The organism is uncultured Kushneria sp., assembly GCF_947497025.1.
In the GTDB taxonomy this organism is placed as follows: Bacteria; Pseudomonadota; Gammaproteobacteria; order Pseudomonadales; family Halomonadaceae; genus Kushneria.
Map to the genome: position 1 here is coordinate 27,020 of NZ_CANMFC010000010.1, position 18,484 is coordinate 45,503.

Annotated in this window: 15 protein-coding genes; 7 read left to right on the plus strand and 8 right to left on the minus strand. The window is 60.4% G+C overall.

Features of this window, described 5'->3' with window-relative positions; all coding sequences use genetic code 11:
- The 3 genes from folP to rlmE form a co-directional block, all read right to left on the minus strand.
- Window positions 1–855 carry a dihydropteroate synthase gene (gene folP, locus Q0931_RS15525; protein WP_299261910.1) on the minus strand — a complete coding sequence of 285 codons (855 nt, stop codon included), beginning with the start codon at window positions 853–855 and terminating at the stop codon, window positions 1–3.
- Between the two features lie 95 nt (window positions 856–950).
- Window positions 951–2,933: an ATP-dependent zinc metalloprotease FtsH gene (gene ftsH / locus Q0931_RS15530; protein ID WP_299261911.1), complete on the minus strand. Its 1,983-nt coding sequence runs from the start codon at window positions 2,931–2,933 to the stop codon at window positions 951–953.
- A gap of 87 nt (window positions 2,934–3,020) precedes the next feature.
- Entirely contained in the window at window positions 3,021–3,668 is a 648-nt protein-coding gene (gene rlmE, locus Q0931_RS15535; protein ID WP_299261912.1) for a 23S rRNA (uridine(2552)-2'-O)-methyltransferase RlmE, read from the minus strand.
- Window positions 3,669–3,825: 157 nt separating this feature from the next.
- Between rlmE and yhbY the strand changes: the two genes are divergently transcribed.
- On the plus strand, window positions 3,826–4,137 hold the full coding sequence (gene yhbY, locus Q0931_RS15540; protein ID WP_299261913.1) for a ribosome assembly RNA-binding protein YhbY: 312 nt from the start codon (window positions 3,826–3,828) through the stop codon (window positions 4,135–4,137).
- Between the two features lie 96 nt (window positions 4,138–4,233).
- Here yhbY and greA read toward each other — a convergent pair whose 3' ends face one another.
- The 4 genes from greA to dapB all read right to left on the minus strand — a co-directional run bounded on the left by greA (window position 4,234) and on the right by dapB (window position 10,284).
- On the minus strand, window positions 4,234–4,713 hold the full coding sequence (greA, locus tag Q0931_RS15545) for a transcription elongation factor GreA (RefSeq protein WP_299261914.1): 480 nt from the start codon (window positions 4,711–4,713) through the stop codon (window positions 4,234–4,236).
- Entirely contained in the window at window positions 4,710–7,940 is a 3,231-nt protein-coding gene (gene carB, locus Q0931_RS15550; protein ID WP_299261915.1) for a carbamoyl-phosphate synthase large subunit, read from the minus strand. Before carB ends, greA begins: the two co-directional genes overlap by 4 nt.
- A gap of 88 nt (window positions 7,941–8,028) precedes the next feature.
- Window positions 8,029–9,183 carry a glutamine-hydrolyzing carbamoyl-phosphate synthase small subunit gene (gene carA / locus Q0931_RS15555; RefSeq protein ID WP_299261916.1) on the minus strand — a complete coding sequence of 385 codons (1,155 nt, stop codon included), beginning with the start codon at window positions 9,181–9,183 and terminating at the stop codon, window positions 8,029–8,031.
- 267 nt (window positions 9,184–9,450) lie between these two features.
- Window positions 9,451–10,284: a 4-hydroxy-tetrahydrodipicolinate reductase gene (dapB, locus tag Q0931_RS15560; protein WP_299261917.1), complete on the minus strand. Its 834-nt coding sequence runs from the start codon at window positions 10,282–10,284 to the stop codon at window positions 9,451–9,453.
- An 89-nt stretch (window positions 10,285–10,373) separates the two neighbouring features.
- Here dapB and Q0931_RS15565 point away from each other — a divergent pair, with 89 nt between their 5' ends.
- Window positions 10,374–11,348: an esterase-like activity of phytase family protein gene (locus Q0931_RS15565; RefSeq protein ID WP_299261918.1), complete on the plus strand. Its 975-nt coding sequence runs from the start codon at window positions 10,374–10,376 to the stop codon at window positions 11,346–11,348.
- A gap of 33 nt (window positions 11,349–11,381) precedes the next feature.
- Here Q0931_RS15565 and Q0931_RS15570 read toward each other — a convergent pair whose 3' ends face one another.
- Window positions 11,382–12,473: a substrate-binding domain-containing protein gene (locus Q0931_RS15570; RefSeq protein ID WP_299261919.1), complete on the minus strand. Its 1,092-nt coding sequence runs from the start codon at window positions 12,471–12,473 to the stop codon at window positions 11,382–11,384.
- Between the two features lie 146 nt (window positions 12,474–12,619).
- Between Q0931_RS15570 and Q0931_RS15575 the strand changes: the two genes are divergently transcribed.
- The 5 genes from Q0931_RS15575 to Q0931_RS15595 all read left to right on the plus strand — a co-directional run bounded on the left by Q0931_RS15575 (window position 12,620) and on the right by Q0931_RS15595 (window position 18,478).
- Window positions 12,620–13,126 (plus strand): formate dehydrogenase subunit gamma, encoded by a 507-nt coding sequence (locus tag Q0931_RS15575; RefSeq protein ID WP_299261920.1) that lies wholly within the window; start codon window positions 12,620–12,622, stop codon window positions 13,124–13,126.
- Complete coding sequence (locus Q0931_RS15580; RefSeq protein WP_299261921.1) at window positions 13,126–14,694, plus strand: NADH-quinone oxidoreductase subunit NuoF; 1,569 nt, start codon at window positions 13,126–13,128, stop codon at window positions 14,692–14,694. Before Q0931_RS15575 ends, Q0931_RS15580 begins: the two co-directional genes overlap by 1 nt.
- Window positions 14,688–17,648: a formate dehydrogenase subunit alpha gene (fdhF, locus tag Q0931_RS15585; RefSeq protein ID WP_299261922.1), complete on the plus strand. Its 2,961-nt coding sequence runs from the start codon at window positions 14,688–14,690 to the stop codon at window positions 17,646–17,648. The genes Q0931_RS15580 and fdhF overlap by 7 nt, the downstream gene beginning before the upstream one ends.
- Before the next feature lie 40 nt (window positions 17,649–17,688).
- Window positions 17,689–17,952: a formate dehydrogenase subunit delta gene (locus tag Q0931_RS15590; protein WP_299261923.1), complete on the plus strand. Its 264-nt coding sequence runs from the start codon at window positions 17,689–17,691 to the stop codon at window positions 17,950–17,952.
- Between the two features lie 286 nt (window positions 17,953–18,238).
- Window positions 18,239–18,478 (plus strand): hypothetical protein, encoded by a 240-nt coding sequence (locus tag Q0931_RS15595; RefSeq protein ID WP_299261924.1) that lies wholly within the window; start codon window positions 18,239–18,241, stop codon window positions 18,476–18,478.
- Window positions 18,479–18,484 lie beyond the last annotated feature (6 nt).

Below are 18,484 nucleotides of genomic sequence, written 5' to 3' on the forward strand. Positions count from 1 at the left end.
CTATTTGCCTTCCTTGAGTACTGCACTGGTCATGCCAACGGCATCAGCGCTGGCAGCGACATCATGTGTTCTGATAATCCAGGCGCCCTTGCTGACGGCAAGGGTTGTCAACGCCAACCCACCATAGAGACGTTCATCGACCTCGCGAGACAGCGCACGACCGATCATGCCCTTGCGAGAGGTACCGACCAGCAGGGGATAGCCCAGATACTGGAGATACTCTAGGCGATTCATCAGACGCAGATTGTGCGCAAGCGTCTTTGCAAAGCCAAAGCCCGGATCGACCAGCAAACGATCGCCATCAATACCGACACCGCGACAACGAGCGATCTGCTGCTCGAGAAAGGTTGCCACCTCCTCTTCGATGGGGCGTTCATAACGTGGATCATTTTGCATGTTATCGGGCTCGCCCACCATATGCATGAGACATACGGGCAGCCCCGAGGCTGCCGCCGCCTCAAGCGCGCCCGGACGCCTTAAGGAACGGACATCGTTGATCATGCCGGCACCCGCCACGGTGATGGCCGTCATGACTTCCGGTGCACTGGTATCCACTGACACCAGTGCACCCAGCTCGCCGGTCAGTCGCTCCACGACCGGCACTACACGATCCATTTCCTGCTGTACATCAACAGGCGTGGCACCGGGTCGGGTGGACTCTCCCCCAACGTCGATGATATCGGCCCCCTCACGAAGCATCTCTTCAGCGCGGCGCAGTGCCGCATCGCTCACCGCATGCCTTCCTCCGTCAGAGAAGGAATCCGGCGTCACATTGAGAATTCCCATCACATGGGGCCGGCCCAATGACAGCCGGTGGCGCTCGCCGCACGACATGGAAGTAGTTTCTTTCGACATGATGATTCCTGAAACCCGGGCTGACGACCCGCCATTATAATCACTGGACATAAAAAAACCGCCCCGAAGGGCGGTCATGATACGTAAAGCCTCGATCAATGTCCGGAGGAGCCGCCAAGCGGATCGGACGGGCGTCGCCGTGTATCATCAGCGCTGTCTCCATCCCCTTCCGGATCTTCAACCGGGCGTACATCCGAAGGGCTGGTATCGGCAGGAGTACCCAGACCGCCGCCCGGGCCGTTGCCGCCCGGCTCCTTCGGCGGACGCGGATCGCGACCTTCCATGATATCGTTGATCTGATCGGCATCGATGGTTTCAAACTTGATCAAGGCATCGGTCATTGCATCAAGCTTGTCACGATTGTCATGCAGGATCTGCTCGGCCTGCTTATAGCACTCGTCAATGATGCGCCGAATCTCGCGATCCAGTCTCGACGATGTTTCTGCCGAGCTGAACTTGCTGCCGCCACCGCCCGGGCCACCCAGAAACTGGTGTGACTCGTCCTCATCATACATCAGCGGCCCCATTTCCTGCGACAGCCCCCATTTGGCGACCATGTTATGAGCCAGCTCGGTGGCACGCTTGATATCATTGGAAGCACCCGTGGTCACGCCATTGGGCCCCAGCGTCATCTCTTCAGCGATACGGCCGCCGAACAATGAACAGATCTGGCTGATGATCTGTTGACGCGTATAGCTGTAACGATCCTCGGTGGGGAGGAACATGGTGACACCCAGAGCCCGGCCGCGCGGGATAATGGTGACCTTATAGACAGAATCATGTTCCGGCATCAGCAGGCCAATGATGGCGTGACCGGCCTCATGATAGGCCGTATTGCGCTTTTCCTTCTCGGACATGACCATCGAGCGCTTTTCAGCCCCCATCATGATCTTGTCCTTGGCCATTTCAAGCTCTGCCATCCCAATCAGGCGACGGTTCTTGCGTGCAGCGAAAAGGGCTGCCTCGTTAACCACATTGGCAAGTTCCGCCCCTGAAAAGCCCGGGGTTCCTCGCGCAATCATCTCGGGCTTGACGTCATCGGCCAGCGGTACCTTGCGAAGATGCACGCCCAGAATATGTTCACGGCCTCTGATGTCAGGCAGACCCACAGTGACCTGACGATCAAAACGGCCCGGGCGCAGCAGCGCAGGATCAAGCACATCGGGGCGGTTGGTGGCGGCAACGATGATGATGCCTTCATTGGCTTCAAAACCATCCATCTCGACCAGCAGCTGATTCAGGGTCTGCTCACGTTCGTCATGACCACCGCCCATACCGGAGCCACGCGAGCGGCCCACGGCATCGATCTCATCGATGAAGATGATGCAGGGCGCCTGCTTTTTGGCCTGCTCGAACATGTCACGCACTCGAGAGGCGCCGACACCCACAAACATTTCAACAAAGTCCGAACCCGAAATAGTGAAAAACGGTACCTGAGCCTCGCCGGCAATGGCCTTGGCCAGCAGGGTCTTGCCCGTTCCGGGAGGGCCTACCAGCAGTACGCCCCTTGGAATCTGTCCACCAAGACGCTGAAACTTGGAAGGATCCTTCAAAAAGTCGACCAGCTCCTCGACTTCTTCCTTGGCCTCGTCACAGCCGGCCACATCCTTGAAGGTTGTCTTGACCTGTTCGTGTGACAGCAGTTTGGCCTTGGACTTGCCAAAGCTCATGGGACCGCCCTTGCCGGCACCCCCGCCCTGCATCTGCCGCATAAAGAACAGAAAGATGCCCAGGATCAGCAGTATGGGGAAGCTGGCAATCAACAAACGCGACCAGATGCTCTGCTGATCGGGCTTCTTGCCCACCACGGTCACGTTATTGCTGAGCAGATCATCCATCAGGCGCGGGTCTTCTGCAGACGGCCTGATGGTCTGAAAGCTGGAGCCATCATCGCGCTCGCCACGAATATCGTAGCCATCGATGGTGACCTGACGGATCTGGTGGTTTTGCACCTGCTCGACAAACTGGGAATAGTTCATCGCCTGCGGCGAATTATCGACGCTGAAGTTATTGAATACCGTCAGCAGCACCGCTGCGATAATCAACCATAGGATCAGATTCTTGGCCATGTCGTTCAAGGGGACACCCTCACTACGTGATTCTGCCTGCCAGGCGTGGCCCGGTATGTGTCGGATAGCTTGGGGCGCAGCCTGTCGATTACAAGCTCATGCGCGAAAACCGCGCCCCAGCAGATATACTTCCCGCGATCTTGGACGCGAGGCATCGGGCTTACGAGTAACTACCTTATCGAACCGAAGGCGCATTTCCTTTAGATACTGATCAAAACCCTCACCCTGGAAGATCTTGGTCAGAAAATCGCCACCCGGCATCAGCACCTGCTGGGCCATATCAAGTGCCAGCTCTACCAGATACATGGCTCCGGGCTGATCAATGGCCATCTGCCCACTTAAATTGGGCGCCATGTCCGATAGCACAACGTTGACCTGTCGATTACCCAGCGCCTCGAGCATAGCATGCAGCGTGCTTTCTTCCGTAAAGTCACCCTGAATGAAATCCACGCCCGCAATGGCGTCCATCTCGAGGATATCAGTGGCGATGACCTGCCCCTGATCCCCTACGCGCGCCATGGCGACCTGACTCCACCCGCCCGGAGCGGCGCCCAGATCAACCACACTCATGCCGGGCGCAAACAGACGATCGCGATCGTCGATTTCAAGCAGCTTGTAACTGGCACGGGAGCGATAGCCATCCGCCCAGCTGCGCTTTACCCAGATATCATCAAAGTGTTCCTTCATCCAGCCATTGTCGGCTGAAGCCTTCTTGCCGGCAGGCGGCTTTTTGGCGCGTGTCACGTTAACTTCCGAAAAGAGGGATTGCCGTGCTATAGCGATCAAACACCAGCACGATCAAGGGAAAGAACACCAAACGCGATACAACCGTTGGCGCCACTACCGTCGTGTGGAGTAAGATGATTGCACATGAAAAGGGATCGAGAGTTTTCAACATATCATGAGCCTTACAGCGGCACAAAAGAAAACCCTGCGTAGCGTCGGCCATATCCTCAATCCGGTTGTCCGGATCGGTGACAAGGGCCTGACCGAGGGTGTCACGGGTGAGCTTGAACGAGCGCTCACCGACCATGAACTGATCAAGATCAGCATCGCCGGCGCAGAGCGCGACGAGCGTGCCGGGATCATTCAACACTTACTGGAGCAATCAGGCGCCGAACTGGTACAAAGCATCGGCAAGACTGCCCTGCTTTACCGCCACAACCCCAGGGCCGACCCCAGGCTCTCCAACGTGGCGCGCTATACGCAGTAATCGTCATAAAGCGTTGACGGCCCACGCCGATGATCTGAATTCAAAAAGCCCCCGACAGTGTCGGGGGCTTTTTCATGGCAGGCAATATGGCACTGATCAGCCAACGTGCTCGACGCTGTCAATTTCATATTCGACATCGCCGCCGGGCGTGCGCACATTGACAACATCCCCTTCGGATTTGCCGACCAGCGCACGCGCGATGGGCGAATTGACTGAAATCTTGCCGTCCTTGATGCTGGCCTCGTCTTCACCCACGATGCGATAGGCCACTTTCTCATCGGTATCGAGGTTTAAAAGCTTGACCGTAGTGCCAAAGATGACCTTGCCGGTATGCGCCACTTTGGTGACATCAATGACCTGGGCATTGGACAGGCGCGACTCGATCTCCTGAATCCGCCCTTCAATGAACCCCTGCTGTTCACGCGCGGCGTGATACTCCGCATTTTCCTTGAGGTCGCCGTGCTCGCGCGCCTCGGCAATGTCTGCAATCACGCGCGGACGATCAACACCCTTGAGCTGGTTAAGCTCTTCACGCAGGGCCTTTTCGCCCTGCACTGTCATCGGAACCCTGGTCATGCCGTTACACTCGTATGGAGTTCCTGAAGTCGCCGCACGGTAATCTCGTTACCATACTCAAGCGCCATACACACGGCACGCGCCCCGGCCAGGGTCGTGGCATAGGGCACCTTGTGTGACAGCGCCGAGCGGCGAATCATGGAAGAATCGTTAATGGCCTGCCGCCCCTCGGTCGTGTTCACGATGTAGGCAACCTCATCGTTTTTGATCATGTCGACAATATGGGGACGGCCTTCAAACACCTTGTTGACCGCCTTGACCGGCAGACCCGCAGCCTCGATGGCCTGTGCCGTGCCATGCGTGGCGATCAACGTAAACCCTAATGTTAACAGAGAACGGGCCACGTCAATAACGCCCTCCTTGTCCGGATCACGAACAGAGAGGAACGCCTGACGATCACCACTGAGTGCCGGAATGGCCTCTCCCGCGCCCAGCTGCGCCTTGTAGAAGGCCTCGGCGAAGGTCGTACCGGTCCCCATGACCTCACCGGTCGACTTCATCTCCGGCGTCAGGATCGGATCCACGCCCGGGAACTTGTTGAAGGGAAAAACCGCTTCCTTGACGCTATAGAAGTTCGGAATGTGCTCACGGGTAAACTCAAGCTCCGCCAGCGTCTTGCCGGCCATGACGCGCGCCGCCAGCTGGGCCAGCGAGCGGCCGATGCACTTCGAGACAAACGGCACGGTACGCGAGGCACGCGGATTGACCTCGATAACATAGACCTCGCCATCCTGCCAGGCCAGCTGCACGTTCATCAGGCCCACCACGTTGAGCTCCAGTGCCATGCGCTGCACCTGATCACGCATGCGATCCTGCACTTCGCCCGGCAGCGAATAGGGCGGCAGCGAGCATGCCGAGTCACCGGAGTGCACCCCGGCCTGCTCGATATGTTGCATGATGCCGCCGATCACGACCTCCTTGCCGTCACTGATGGCGTCGATGTCCACCTCGATAGCGGCATTAAGGAAATGATCCAGCAGTACCGGCGAGTCGTTGGAGACCTTGACCGCATGGGTCATGTAGTTCTCGAGCTCGTCGGCCGAATAGACGATCTCCATGGCGCGCCCCCCCAGCACATAGGACGGACGTACCACCAGCGGATAACCGATCCTGGACGCCTTGACGAAAGCATCTTCAAAGCTGCGCGCGGTCGCGTTATGAGGCTGCTTGAGACCGAGCTTTTCGATCATCTGCTGAAAACGCTCACGGTCCTCGGCGCGATCAATGGCATCCGGTGTAGTGCCGATAATGGGGACGCCGGCGGCTTCCAGATCACGCGCCAGCTTCAGCGGCGTCTGGCCGCCGAACTGCACGATGACCCCCACCGGCCTTTCCTTTTCGACAATGGCCAGCACGTCCTCGAGCGTTACCGGCTCAAAGTAAAGACGATCGGACGTGTCATAGTCGGTCGAGACGGTTTCAGGGTTACAGTTGACCATGATGGTCTCATAACCGTCTTCGCGCATGGCGAGTGCGGCATGGACGCAGCAGTAGTCAAACTCGATGCCCTGACCGATCCGATTGGGGCCACCGCCCAGCACCATGATCTTTTTGCGGTCGCTGGGGTTGGCCTCGCACTCCTCTTCATAGGTGGAGTACATGTAGGCCGTTGAGGTCGCAAACTCGGCCGCGCAGGTATCCACCCGCTTGAAGACCGGACGCACATCCAGCGCCTGACGACGCTCTCTGAAGGCCTTTTCACTGACGCCGATCAGCCGTGCCAGACGCGCATCACCAAAGCCACGACGCTTGTAGAAATAGACCTGCTTGCGACTGAGGTCGTTCAGGGAAGCCTTGGCAATCTGCCCTTCCAGAACCATCAGCTCCTGAATCTGAATCAAAAACCAGCGATCGATTTTGGTGAAGTTGAAAACGTCATCCAGCGACAGGCCGGCTCTGAAGGCATCGGCCACATAAAAGATACGATCGGCGCCCGGACGCTGCAGCTCACCCTGCATCAGCTGACGCGACGCCTCGTCGAAACTGGCAAGCTTCGGATCCAGCCCGTCGACACCGATCTCCAGACCGCGCAGCGCCTTTTGCAGTGACTCCTGGAAGGTGCGCCCGATGGCCATGACCTCACCCACCGATTTCATCTGGGTGGTCAGCCGATCGTTTGCCTGGGGGAACTTCTCGAAGGTGAAGCGCGGAATCTTGGTCACGACATAATCGAGGGCCGGCTCAAACGAGGCCGGCGTGGTACCGCCGGTAATGTCGTTTTGCAGCTCATCAAGCGTATAGCCCACAGCCAGCTTGGCCGCGACCTTTGCGATCGGGAAACCGGTGGCCTTGGACGCCAGTGCCGAGGAGCGAGAGACACGCGGATTCATCTCGATAACCACCATGCGCCCGGTATCCGGATCCACGCCAAACTGCACGTTGGAGCCGCCGGTTTCGACGCCGATTTCCCGCAGTACCGCCAGCGATGCATTACGCATGATCTGGTACTCTTTATCGGTCAGCGTCTGCGCCGGTGCCACGGTAATGGAGTCACCGGTATGCACGCCCATCGGATCGAAGTTTTCGATCGCGCACACAATGATGCAGTTGTCGTTTTTATCCCGCACGACCTCCATCTCGTACTCTTTCCAGCCCAGCAGTGATTCGTCGATCAGCAGCTCATGGTTGGAAGAGAGCTCAAACCCCCGATGGCAGATCTCTTCAAACTCTTCCCGGTTGTAGGCCACGCCGCCACCGGAGCCACCCATGGTATAGGACGGACGAATAATGCAGGGAAAGCCCAGCTCGGACTGGATTTCCCAGGCCTCCGGCATCGAGTGCGCCACCTTGGCCTTCGGACACTCAAGGCCGATGTTTTTCATCGCCTTGTCAAAAAGATCCCGGTCTTCGGCCTTTTCGATGGTCTTGGCATTGGCACCGATCAGCTCGACGCCGAAGTCATCCAGAATGCCGCGGCGGTCGAGTTCAAGCGCACAGTTGAGCGCGGTCTGCCCGCCCATGGTCGGCAGCACCGCATCGGGGCGCTCGCGCTCGATAATGCGTGCGACGGTTTCCCAGGTGACCGGTTCGATATAGGTGGCATCCGCCATGACCGGGTCGGTCATGATGGTGGCCGGATTGGAGTTGACCAGAATGACCCGGTATCCCTCCTCACGCAGCGCCTTGCAGGCCTGGGCGCCGGAATAGTCGAATTCACAGGCCTGGCCGATAACGATGGGGCCAGCGCCAATGATCAAAATGCTTTTCAGGTCAGTACGTTTTGGCATGACGATTTCACTGCGTCGAAAAATGGGATGCGAACAAGTCGGATGCGATGGCGACCCGGCGCCGGCATAAGCCGCCGCCGGGACCGGGTCAGGCTGCCTGACGGCGGCCCTCCATCATGGCCACAAAGCGATCAAACAGCGGTGAAACATCATGTGGCCCGGGACTGGCTTCCGGATGCCCCTGAAAGCTGAAGGCCGGTGTATCGGTCAATTCGATCCCCTGCAGGGTTTGATCAAACAGCGACCGATGGGTGGCCCGCACATTGGCCGGCAGGGAGGCCTCGTCAACAGCAAAACCATGGTTCTGACTGGTGATCATGACATGGCCGCGATCGATATCCAGCACCGGATGATTGGCGCCGTGATGGCCCTGTTTCATCTTGACGGTTTTCGCCCCACTGGCCAGGGCCAGCAGCTGATGCCCCAGACAGATGCCAAAGACCGGCGTCCCGGTGGCCAGAATCTCCTGAATGGCCCGGATGGCATAGTCACACGGCTCCGGGTCACCCGGGCCGTTGGCCAGAAAAACGCCGTCCGGATTCATCGCCATCACCTCACTGGCGGGCGTCTGCGGCGGCACCACGGTCAGGCGGCAGCCCCGGCTGGTCAGCATGCGAAAGATGTTGTGCTTGGTACCGAAGTCATAGGCCACCACGTGCCAGGGGCGTTCGCGCTGGCGAAAATCGGCGTATCCCTTGCTCAGCTGCCACTCACCGTCATGCCACTCATGAATCTCGCGGGTACCGGCCTCGCGAGCCAGATCCATCCCCTTGAGCCCCGGGAAGGCTTTTGCAGCCGCCAGGGCACGCGCCACGGCCTCATCCCCCTGGGCATCCACCCCGGCCACAATGGCACCGTTTTGTGCTCCCTTGTCACGCAGAAGTCGGGTCAGACGGCGCGTATCGATATCGGCAATGCCCAGAATGCCATGGGCCGCCAGATAGTCATCGAGCGCCCGGACACTGCGGAAATTGCTGACCAGACGAGGCAGATCGCGAATGACCAGGCCGGCAGCATGAATGCGGTGGGATTCAACATCCTCTTCATTGATGCCGGTATTGCCGATATGGGGGTAGGTGAGCGTGACAATCTGGCGAGAGTAGGAAGGGTCGGTCAGGATCTCCTGATAGCCCGTCATGGCCGTATTGAAGACCACCTCGCCACTGGTTTCTCCGTCGGCGCCAATGGAGACGCCGTGAAATACGCTGCCATCCTCGAGCGCCAGAATCGCGGGTTTGATCAATGCAACGTCCTCCACAGGGCAAAAGAAACTGTCAGCGAAAGCGACATGCCACCACGCTGACCGCAAAACCGGCCGTCTGGCGACCCCGTCGACCATGCCCGCCCGGCGCGTTCTGACGGCAGGCGCGACCCCCGGGCTGCAAAAAAGCGGGACGAAACCCTGAAGGGCTTCATCCCGCTTTGTTTGATCGCCATGGTCTGCGGGTTCGACCCGGCCAAATTGTGCCGATGATATCGGATTTCACGCCCGCATGCCATCACCCAATGTTCAGGTCCCGGAGACGTCAGGCGATGCCTGCCTGAGCCCCAGCACATCCTGCATGTCGTAATGACCGGCCTTCCGGTCCATCAGCCAGTGTGCCGCACGCACCGCACCGCGCCCGAAGGTCAGCCGGCTCGACGCCTTGTGGGTAATCTCGATACGCTCGCCCTCGGCGGCAAAGAGCACGGTGTGCTCACCTACAATGTCGCCACCGCGCACGGTGGAAAAGCCGATTTCCCGTGCACTTCGGGGGCCGATCTGACCCACGCGCTGATAGACGCCATCGGTTTTCAGATCACGGCCCAGCGGCTCGGCCACTGCCCGGCCCATCATCAGGGCCGTACCCGAGGGCGCATCCACCTTGTGACGGTGATGGGCTTCGATGATTTCGATGTCAAAGCCGGCATCACCCAGTGCACGGGCCGCCGTAGACAGCAGGTTGAGCGACAGGTTGACGCCGGTACTCATGTTGGCGGCAAACACAAAAGGTACCGTCGAGGCGTAGCCTTCCAGCGTTTTCAACTGCTCCTCGTTGAACCCGGTTGTCCCGATCACGAGACGCTTGCCGTACTCGGCGCAAATCGCCAGATTATCCAGCGTCAGGGCCGGCGTGGTGAAGTCGATCAGGACATCGAAGTCATCAATGATGTCTTCGAGACTGCCGGCCAGCATCACGCCCAGACGCCCCTGCCCGGCCAGCTCACCGGCATCGGCCCCTTTCAGCGAGCTGTCCGGACGGACAACGGCGCCCGTCAATCGAGCGTTATCGTCACCGCTGACCGCCTCGATCAGCATTTTGCCCATGCGTCCTGCCGCGCCCATGATGGCCATTCGTGTCACACATCCCCCTGCTCATTGCTCATGTTCGTCATTTACTCGTGCTCATCTCTGCCACTATAACCCATCAGACCTCGCAACCGGACGACCCCATGGCGGACAGACGTACCCAACACTTCCTTTCTACAGCTGCCCTGGCCCTGTGGCTGGCCCTGCTGCCCGGCTGCACCCGGGCAGGCGTTGTCGACCCGGGCGGCCCGCCGGGCGGCTCATCTCCCGAGCGCCTTGAGTGGTGCGGCATGCTGGAGCTGCCGGATCGCATGCCCGACGGTCAACCCCTCGGAGGACTGTCGGAGCTGGCGTTTGATCAGGAAAACCATCTGCTGTACATGCTTTCCGATCGTGCCCGGCTCTATCGGGCACGCCCCCATTTCGACGACCGCCAGCAACTGACGCGCCTTGAGCTGCTCGACTCGACACCGCTTCGTGATCAAACGGGAAAACCGCTTGAGATGCCCTGGGCCGACAGTGAATCCATGGTGTTGATCAAGGGGGAGCAGGGAGAACCACAGCTGCTGATCGGGTTTGAGCGTCGCCATCGGCTGCAGCGTTTCACGCTTGACGGGAGACCACTGGGAGAGGCGATACAGCCTTCGGCGCTGGAAGGCGCGCGCGACAACGGCAGTCTGGAAGCGCTGGTCAACCATCCCGACCATGGAATTATTGCCGGGCTCGAGTTTGCCTCAAAGGGAATGACTGACCATGAAAGTCGATTGTTTGATCTCGACGGCCGTCAGTGGCGCTGGCAGCGCACCGAGGCACAAAGCGGCCTGACGGCGATGGCCCCATTGGGCGACGATCTACTGCTGCTGGAGCGCAACTTCAAGATCGGCCGTCCCTTGATCATCTCATTGCGTCGCGCCCGGCTTTCAGGCGCTGCACCGGACAGCGTTGTTCCCGGCAGCACCATTGCCCGTCTGGCCAGCGACGAGGGCTGGCGGCTGGACAACTTTGAAGGGCTGGCACAAATCGCGCCACAGCGCTATCTGATGATCAGCGACGATAACCTCAGCTGGCTACAGCGCTCGCTTCTGTGGTGTTTTGACGTCCCGACACCTGCAGAGTGACCACCCCGGTGCCGGCCCTGGAGCCACCGGTCATCAGCACTCCGCTTCAGGACCGGCCGCGTTTTCTGCCAACAGCGTCTCAAGGGTCATCACCTCCCCGCAGCGGTCCGGCGCGTAACCATTCAGGCTCGCCAGCTCGGCCAGAAAGCCACGCGAGGCCATATAGCCCAGCAGCGCCTGCATATTTTCCTGAGCCAGCCGTTCGGTGTGACAGACCAATAAATAGTGCTCGGTGGCCAGGGAAACGAAATCAAGTCCGAACTGCGTAGCAGCCGCCTCTACCCCAAAGCCGGCATCTGCCATGCCCGCCGCCACGTAGGCGGCGACCGCCGTATGCGTAAACTCCTCATGGCGTGCCTCGGGGAGCTCGGTCCCATCAACGCCATGCTCCGCCAGCAGAAGATCGAACAGCATGCGGGTCCCTGAGCGTTCATTGCGATAGATAAATCGAATATCGCCACAGGCCAGATCGGCCATGGTACGAATTCGATGATGATCCTCATGACGCAGCATCAGTCCCTGGCACCGGGTCACAAAGCGGATAACGCTTAAATTCTGGCCGGACAGCCAGGGACGATAGACCGTCATGACCTGCTCGGCCAGAGGTGGGTCCACCGGCAGATGCAGGCTTGCCAGATCACACTCGTCGCGTCGCAGCGCCTCTAGTGCCTCAATGGAGGAGCAGTAGCGCAGATCCAGCTCGCCCTGAAACTCCGGCAAAAGGGCCACGGCATAGCCATGACTTGCGTGAAGACGCAGCACTGGGTGCGCGCCGTCCAACAGCTGCTGCAGCTGGTGATTAAGCTCGGAGGCCATGCTGTCGATCTGTGGCCCCAGCCGCGCACGTACCCGCTGCTCCGCCCACAAGAGCTTCTCCCCCAGCGGCGAGAGCTGCGTGCCATGGCCACGGCGCATCTCCACCAACGACATGCCAAAAAAGGTCTCGGCCCGATTGAGCAGATTCCAGGCATGACGATAGGAAACATTGGCCCGGCTGGCGGCGTGGGTGAGCTTGCCGGTATCGAGCAGCCCCGCCAGAAGCACGAACAACACCGGGTCGAGCAGCTCGCCATCCTCGCGATAAAAACGCCAGGCCGGGGCGATATTCAACTTTTTGCTAAGCATTTTCATTCATATTTTGCCGCCGTATAGAGAGTGCTAATTTGGTCGAGAGCGTGACCCTGACTTAAAAACAGTTATGCATAACGATTCCTATAAGACGATCGGATGAGCGTTGTCGCTTGCATCCTCCGACCTGATGAGATCCGGCCATGTCACAGACCCCATCCCCCGTCGCCGATGCCTGGACGCCGGCGCAAATTCAGGCAGTGATTGACGCTCATCGCGAGAGACCGGGCGCCATGCTGCCAACGCTGCACGCCCTTCAGGACCGTTTCGGCTTCATACCCGAGGCGGCAGTGCCCATGATCGCCGACGCCCTGCGCCACACCCGCGCCGAAGTGCACGGCATCATCAGCTTCTATCATCACTTTCGCACCCATCCGGCAGGACGCAACGTCGTCCAGATCTGTCGCGCCGAGGCGTGTCAGTCGGTGGGCAGCCGCCAGCTCGAGGCGCATGCGAAAAAGGCGCTGGGCATCGACTACCACCAGACCACGCCGGATCACGAACTCACCCTCGAGCCGGTCTACTGTCTGGGCAACTGTGCCTGCGGACCGTCCATTCGCGTCAATGACGACGTGTATGGGCGCATGACGCCCGAGCGGTTCGATCAACTGACGGATGAGCTGTCGGCGACCGTCGTGGAGGTGAAGTGATGACCGTTACCGTTTACGTCCCCCGGGACACCACGGCGCTGGCCTTGGGTGCCGATCGGGTCGCCATTCGTCTCCAGCGCGGCGCAAAAGCCCGCGATGTCGAGATCAACCTCGTGCGCAACGGCTCCCGTGGCCTGTTTTATCTGGAACCGCTGATCGAGATTGATACACCCGAGGGCCGGGTGGCGTTCGGTCCGGTCACGCCCGGTGATGTCGACGCCCTGCTGGAGGCCGGACTGCTCGAGGGCCGACAGGATCATCCCCTGGCACTGGGGCTGACCGAAGAGATCGCCTACCTCAAGCGCCAGCAGCGCCTGACCTTCTCGCGCATTGGCATTACCGACCCCGTATCGATCGAGGACTACACGGCCCTGCGCGGCTTTGAAGGCCTGAAAAAGACGCTGGCACTGGACAGCCAGGCCGTGGTCGATGAGGTCAAGACCTCCGGCCTGCGCGGTCGTGGCGGGGCGGCCTTCCCCACCGGCATCAAGTGGCAGACCGTCCACGATCAGCCGCCGGGGCAGAAATACGTGGTCTGCAACGCCGATGAAGGCGACTCCGGCACCTTCGCCGACCGCCTGGTGATGGAGTGTGATCCCTACATGCTGATCGAGGGCATGACCATTGCCGGCCTCGCCGTGGGCGCCGATCAGGGCTACATCTATCTGCGCTCCGAGTACCCGCTGGCGCATGCCATTCTGGATGAAGCGATCGAGCGCGCCGTGGCGGCCGGCTATCTCGGTGACAATATTCTGGACAGCGGCCGCGCCTTTCATCTGGAAGTGCGTCTGGGGGCCGGTGCCTATATCTGCGGCGAAGAAACGTCCCTGCTGGAAAGCCTCGAAGGCAAGCGTGGGCTGGTGCGGGCCAAACCGCCGCTGCCCGCCATCGAGGGGCTGTTTGGCCGGCCCACCGTGGTCAATAACGTACTGTCGCTGGCGGCAGTGCCCTTTATTCTGGATCAGGGCGGTCAGACCTACGCCGACTACGGTCTGGGACGCTCGCGCGGGACACTGGCCATTCAACTGGCCGGCAACGTCCGGTGCGGCGGACTGGTGGAACTCGCCTTCGGCACCAACCTGCGTGAACTGATGGAAGGGTTTGGCGGCGGCACCCTGAGCGGTCGTCCGCTCAAGGCCGTTCAGGTCGGCGGCCCACTGGGTGCCTATCTGCCAGAAAGCCAGTGGGACCATCCGGTCGATTATGAAGGCTTCGCCGCGTTTGGGGGCGTGGTGGGCCACGGCGGGGTGGTGATGTTCGACGACACCGTCGACATGGGCGACCAGGCCCGCTTTGCCATGGAATTTTGCAGCGTGGAGTCCTGCGGCAAGTGCACGCCGTGCCGGATCGGCGCCGTGCGTGGCGTGGAGGTCATTGATCGCATCCGCGCCGGGGAGTCGTTTGACAAGAACCTCGCCCTGCTCACCGATCTCTGCGACACCATGGTCGATGGATCGCTATGTGCCATGGGCGGGATGACCCCGTTCCCGGTCCAGAGCGTCATGCAGCACTTTCCCGATGATCTGACACCTCGACAAGCCGTCACGGCGGGAGGTACGACATGCTGAACTACTTCGATCCCAAGACAGTCGATCCCAAACAGGCCGACCCACACGCCTTCAATGCTGGACTGGGTGGCGTCGGTGACCATCAGAACACCTTCAATCCGGCCTTTTTCGACCGCGACCTGGGCACGCCGGCGCGCACGTCCGAGACGCCGGTCGAGCTGACCATCGACGGCACCGCCATTCGCGTTCCGGAAGGGACTTCGGTCATGCGCGCTGCGGCGCTGGCCGGCATCACCATCCCCCGCCTGTGCGCCTCGGACAACCTTGAGGCGTTTGGCTCCTGCCGACTCTGTGCGGTAGAGATCGAAGGCCGACGCGGCATGCCGGCGTCGTGCACCACGCCGGTGGTTGAGGGCATGTCGGTCACGACGCAGAACGCCAGAATCGCAAAACTGCGCCGCAACATCATGGAGCTCTACATCTCCGATCACCCGCTGGACTGTCTGACCTGTCCGGCCAATGGCGACTGTGAGCTGCAGGACATGGCGGGCGTCGTGGGACTTCGCGAGGTGCGCTACGGCTTTGAGGGTGCCAACCATCTCGACGCCGAGATCGATGACTCCAACCCCTATTTCAGCTTCGACCCCAGCAAGTGCATCGTCTGCTCACGCTGCGTGCGCGCCTGCGGCGAAGTGCAGGGTACCTTTGCCCTGACCATCGAAGGTCGCGGTTTCGACTCGAAGGTGGCCGCCAGCCAGAACGAACCCTTCATGGACTCCGAGTGCGTCTCCTGCGGCGCCTGTGTTCAGGCCTGCCCCACCTCGACGCTGATGGAAAAGAGCGTCATCGAGGAAGGCGTGCCGGAGCACAGCGTCGTCACCACCTGCGCCTACTGCGGCGTGGGCTGCTCGTTCGAGGCACAGATGAAGGGCGACAAGCTGGTGCGCATGGTGCCGTACAAGGGCGGCGACGCGAACCACGGTCACTCCTGCGTCAAGGGTCGCTTTGCCTTTGGCTACGCCACCCACAAGGATCGCATTCGCGAACCGATGATCCGCGACTCAATCGACCAGCCCTGGCGTGCGGTCTCCTGGGAGGAGGCCATCGGCTTTGCCGCTCGCCGTCTCAAGGAGATTCAGCATCAGTACGGTCGCGACAGCGTCGGTGGCATCACCTCGTCGCGCTGTACCAACGAAGAGACCTATCTGGTCCAGAAGCTGATTCGCGCCGCGCTGGGCAACAACAACACCGACACCTGTGCCCGTGTCTGTCACTCGCCGACCGGCTACGGCCTCAAGACCACGCTGGGCGAGTCCGCCGGCACCCAGACCTTCGATTCGGTCATGAAGGCCGACACCATTCTGGTCATCGGTGCCAACCCCACCGATGCCCACCCGGTGTTCGCCTCGCAGATGAAGCGTCGCCTGCGCCAGGGCGCCACATTGATCGTCGCCGACCCGCGCCGCATCGATCTGCTGAGAACGCCTCACGGCGGTCAGGGCCTGCACCTGGCGCTCAAGCCGGGGACCAACGTGGCGCTGGTCAATGCGCTGGGCCATGTGGTGGTTACCGAAGGCCTGGAAGACACTGATTTCATCGCCCGTCGCTGCGACACCGAGGGCTATCAGCGCTGGCGCGCCTTCATCTCTGACCCGCGCCACGCCCCGGAAGCGGTGGAAAGCGACACCGGCGTTCCTGCCGCGGCCGTTCGCGAAGCCGCGCGTGCCTACGCCAGCGCCGGCAACGGTGCGATCTACTACGGACTGGGCGTGACCGAGCACAGCCAGGGCTCGACCACGGTCATGGCCATCGCCAACCTGGCGATGGCGACCGGCAACATCGGTCGGGAAGGCGTCGGGGTCAATCCGCTGCGCGGTCAGAACAACGTGCAGGGTTCCTGCGACATGGGCTCGTTCCCGCATGAACTGCCGGGCTATCAGCACGTGGCCGATCCGGCAATCCGCCAGCGCTTTGAAGCCGTATGGAACACCACACTTGATGACGAGCCGGGGCTTCGTATCCCCAACATGTTTGATGCCGCCATCAACGGCACCTTCAAGGCGCTCTACGTGCAGGGCGAGGACATTGCACAGTCCGATCCCAACACCCAGCACGTCGAATCGGCCCTGTCAGCGCTGGACTGTCTGATCGTGCAGGATATTTTCCTCAACGAAACGGCGAAATACGCCCATGTACTGTTGCCGGGTGCCACCTTCCTCGAGAAAAACGGCACCTTCACCAACGCCGAGCGTCGCATCAATCGCGTGCGGCGGGTGATGCCGCCGGTGGCCGGCAAGGAAGACTGGGAAGTCACTCAGGATCTGGCCAACGCGCTGGGCTATCCCATGCACTACAGCCATCCGTCCGAGATCATGGACGAGATCGCAAGCCTTGCACCGACCTTCACCGGGGTGAGCTATGACAAGCTCGAGCAGCTGGGCAGTATCCAGTGGCCCTGTAATGACGACTACCCGCTGGGTACGCCCACCATGCACGGCGTGGACTTCCCGATCGGCAAGGGAAGCTTTGCCATCACCGAGTACGTGGCCACCGAAGAGCGGGTCAATGCGCGCTATCCGCTGCTGCTGACCACCGGGCGCATCCTTAGCCAGTACAATGTTGGCGCCCAGACACGCCGCACCGCCAACAGCAGCTGGCACTCGGAAGACGTGCTGGAGATCCATCCGTCAGATGCCGAGGATCGCGGCCTGCGTGACGGTGACTGGCTGGGCATTCGCAGCCGCGTGGGCCACACCGTGCTGCGCTGTCTGGTCAGCGATCGCATGGCGCCGGGCGTGGTCTACACCACCTTCCACCATCCGGGCAGTGGTGCCAACGTGATCACGACCGACAACTCCGACTGGGCCACCAACTGCCCCGAGTACAAGGTGACGGCAGTGCAGGTCGAGAAGGTCTCGCAGCCGTCGACCTGGCAGCAGCAGTTCCAGCGTTTTGATGAACGCCAGCAGGGCTATCTGGCCAGTGCCGAGTCACCGGAGCCGGCGCTCAAGTGAGCGCTGTCACCCCGGAATTCATCCAGAGTGCGAGGTGGACATGAACGATCCCGTGACACCGCTGATCAGAATGGTCAATCAGATCAGCCTCAATAATCGCCATCATGACAGCGATGAGGCATCAGCCGAGCAGATTGCCGGCCATCTCAAGAAATTCTGGGCCCGCGACATGAAGCGCCGGATCATCGACTATGCCGATCATGACGGCAGTGAGCTCGATCCCGTTTCCAGACTTGCGGTGGCACGACTGAAGACCATGTCGGATGTGGTCAAAGACTGGGAGGAAACCTCCGACGCCGGATAAACCAAGGGCTCTTTTATCTGGTATCACAAGGCCCATGGCCCCGTTCGCAGTCTGCGAACGGGGCCATTTTAATGGAGCTCTTATATACCTCAGGCGACCTGAAAGAAGGTTCTGTTACTTTCGCACCTGCCTCAATGCGATTCCCGACTCGTGGCGCTCGACGGTCTGCGTGAAACCTCGCATAATGCCGAAAAATGCGAATGATAAACCTTATCATCACATGGCAGGACGCTGACCGGTATCGCGTTCACAACGTGTGTTTCCCTCTCTGGCCATTACAACGATCATGAAAAGAAACCTGCTGTTTACCGCTTTCGTAGCGCTTGTCCTGTTCTCCGGCATCACTTCGGCAAAGGAAATGGTGGTCACCGATGTGGCAGGCCGTCAGGTCCATGTCGAGACCCCGGTCAAACGCATGATTCTTGGCGAGGGCCGCCAGATCTATCTGCTGAGCGTACTGCAGCCGAAAACCCCCTTTAACGGTGTGGTGGGCTGGCGCGAGAACCTCTCGCAGGCCGATCCGTAAACATAC

Bases quoted from the DNA above. Each gene is read 5' to 3' on its own strand.
- Q0931_RS15590 (WP_299261923.1), top strand. From the start codon at position 17,689: ATGAACGATCCCGTGACACCGCTGATCAGAATGGTCAATCAGATCAGC.
- yhbY (WP_299261913.1), top strand. From the start codon at position 3,826: ATGAGCCTTACAGCGGCACAAAAGAAAACCCTGCGTAGCGTCGGCCAT.
- fdhF (WP_299261922.1), top strand. From the start codon at position 14,688: ATGCTGAACTACTTCGATCCCAAGACAGTCGATCCCAAACAGGCCGAC.
- Q0931_RS15580 (WP_299261921.1), top strand. From the start codon at position 13,126: ATGACCGTTACCGTTTACGTCCCCCGGGACACCACGGCGCTGGCCTTG.
- Q0931_RS15575 (WP_299261920.1), top strand. From the start codon at position 12,620: ATGTCACAGACCCCATCCCCCGTCGCCGATGCCTGGACGCCGGCGCAA.
- greA (WP_299261914.1), bottom strand. From the start codon at position 4,713: ATGACCAGGGTTCCGATGACAGTGCAGGGCGAAAAGGCCCTGCGTGAA.
- Q0931_RS15595 (WP_299261924.1), top strand. From the start codon at position 18,239: ATGAAAAGAAACCTGCTGTTTACCGCTTTCGTAGCGCTTGTCCTGTTC.
- Q0931_RS15565 (WP_299261918.1), top strand. From the start codon at position 10,374: ATGGCGGACAGACGTACCCAACACTTCCTTTCTACAGCTGCCCTGGCC.
- folP (WP_299261910.1), bottom strand. From the start codon at position 855: ATGTCGAAAGAAACTACTTCCATGTCGTGCGGCGAGCGCCACCGGCTG.
- Q0931_RS15570 (WP_299261919.1), bottom strand. From the start codon at position 12,473: ATGCTTAGCAAAAAGTTGAATATCGCCCCGGCCTGGCGTTTTTATCGC.
- carB (WP_299261915.1), bottom strand. From the start codon at position 7,940: ATGCCAAAACGTACTGACCTGAAAAGCATTTTGATCATTGGCGCTGGC.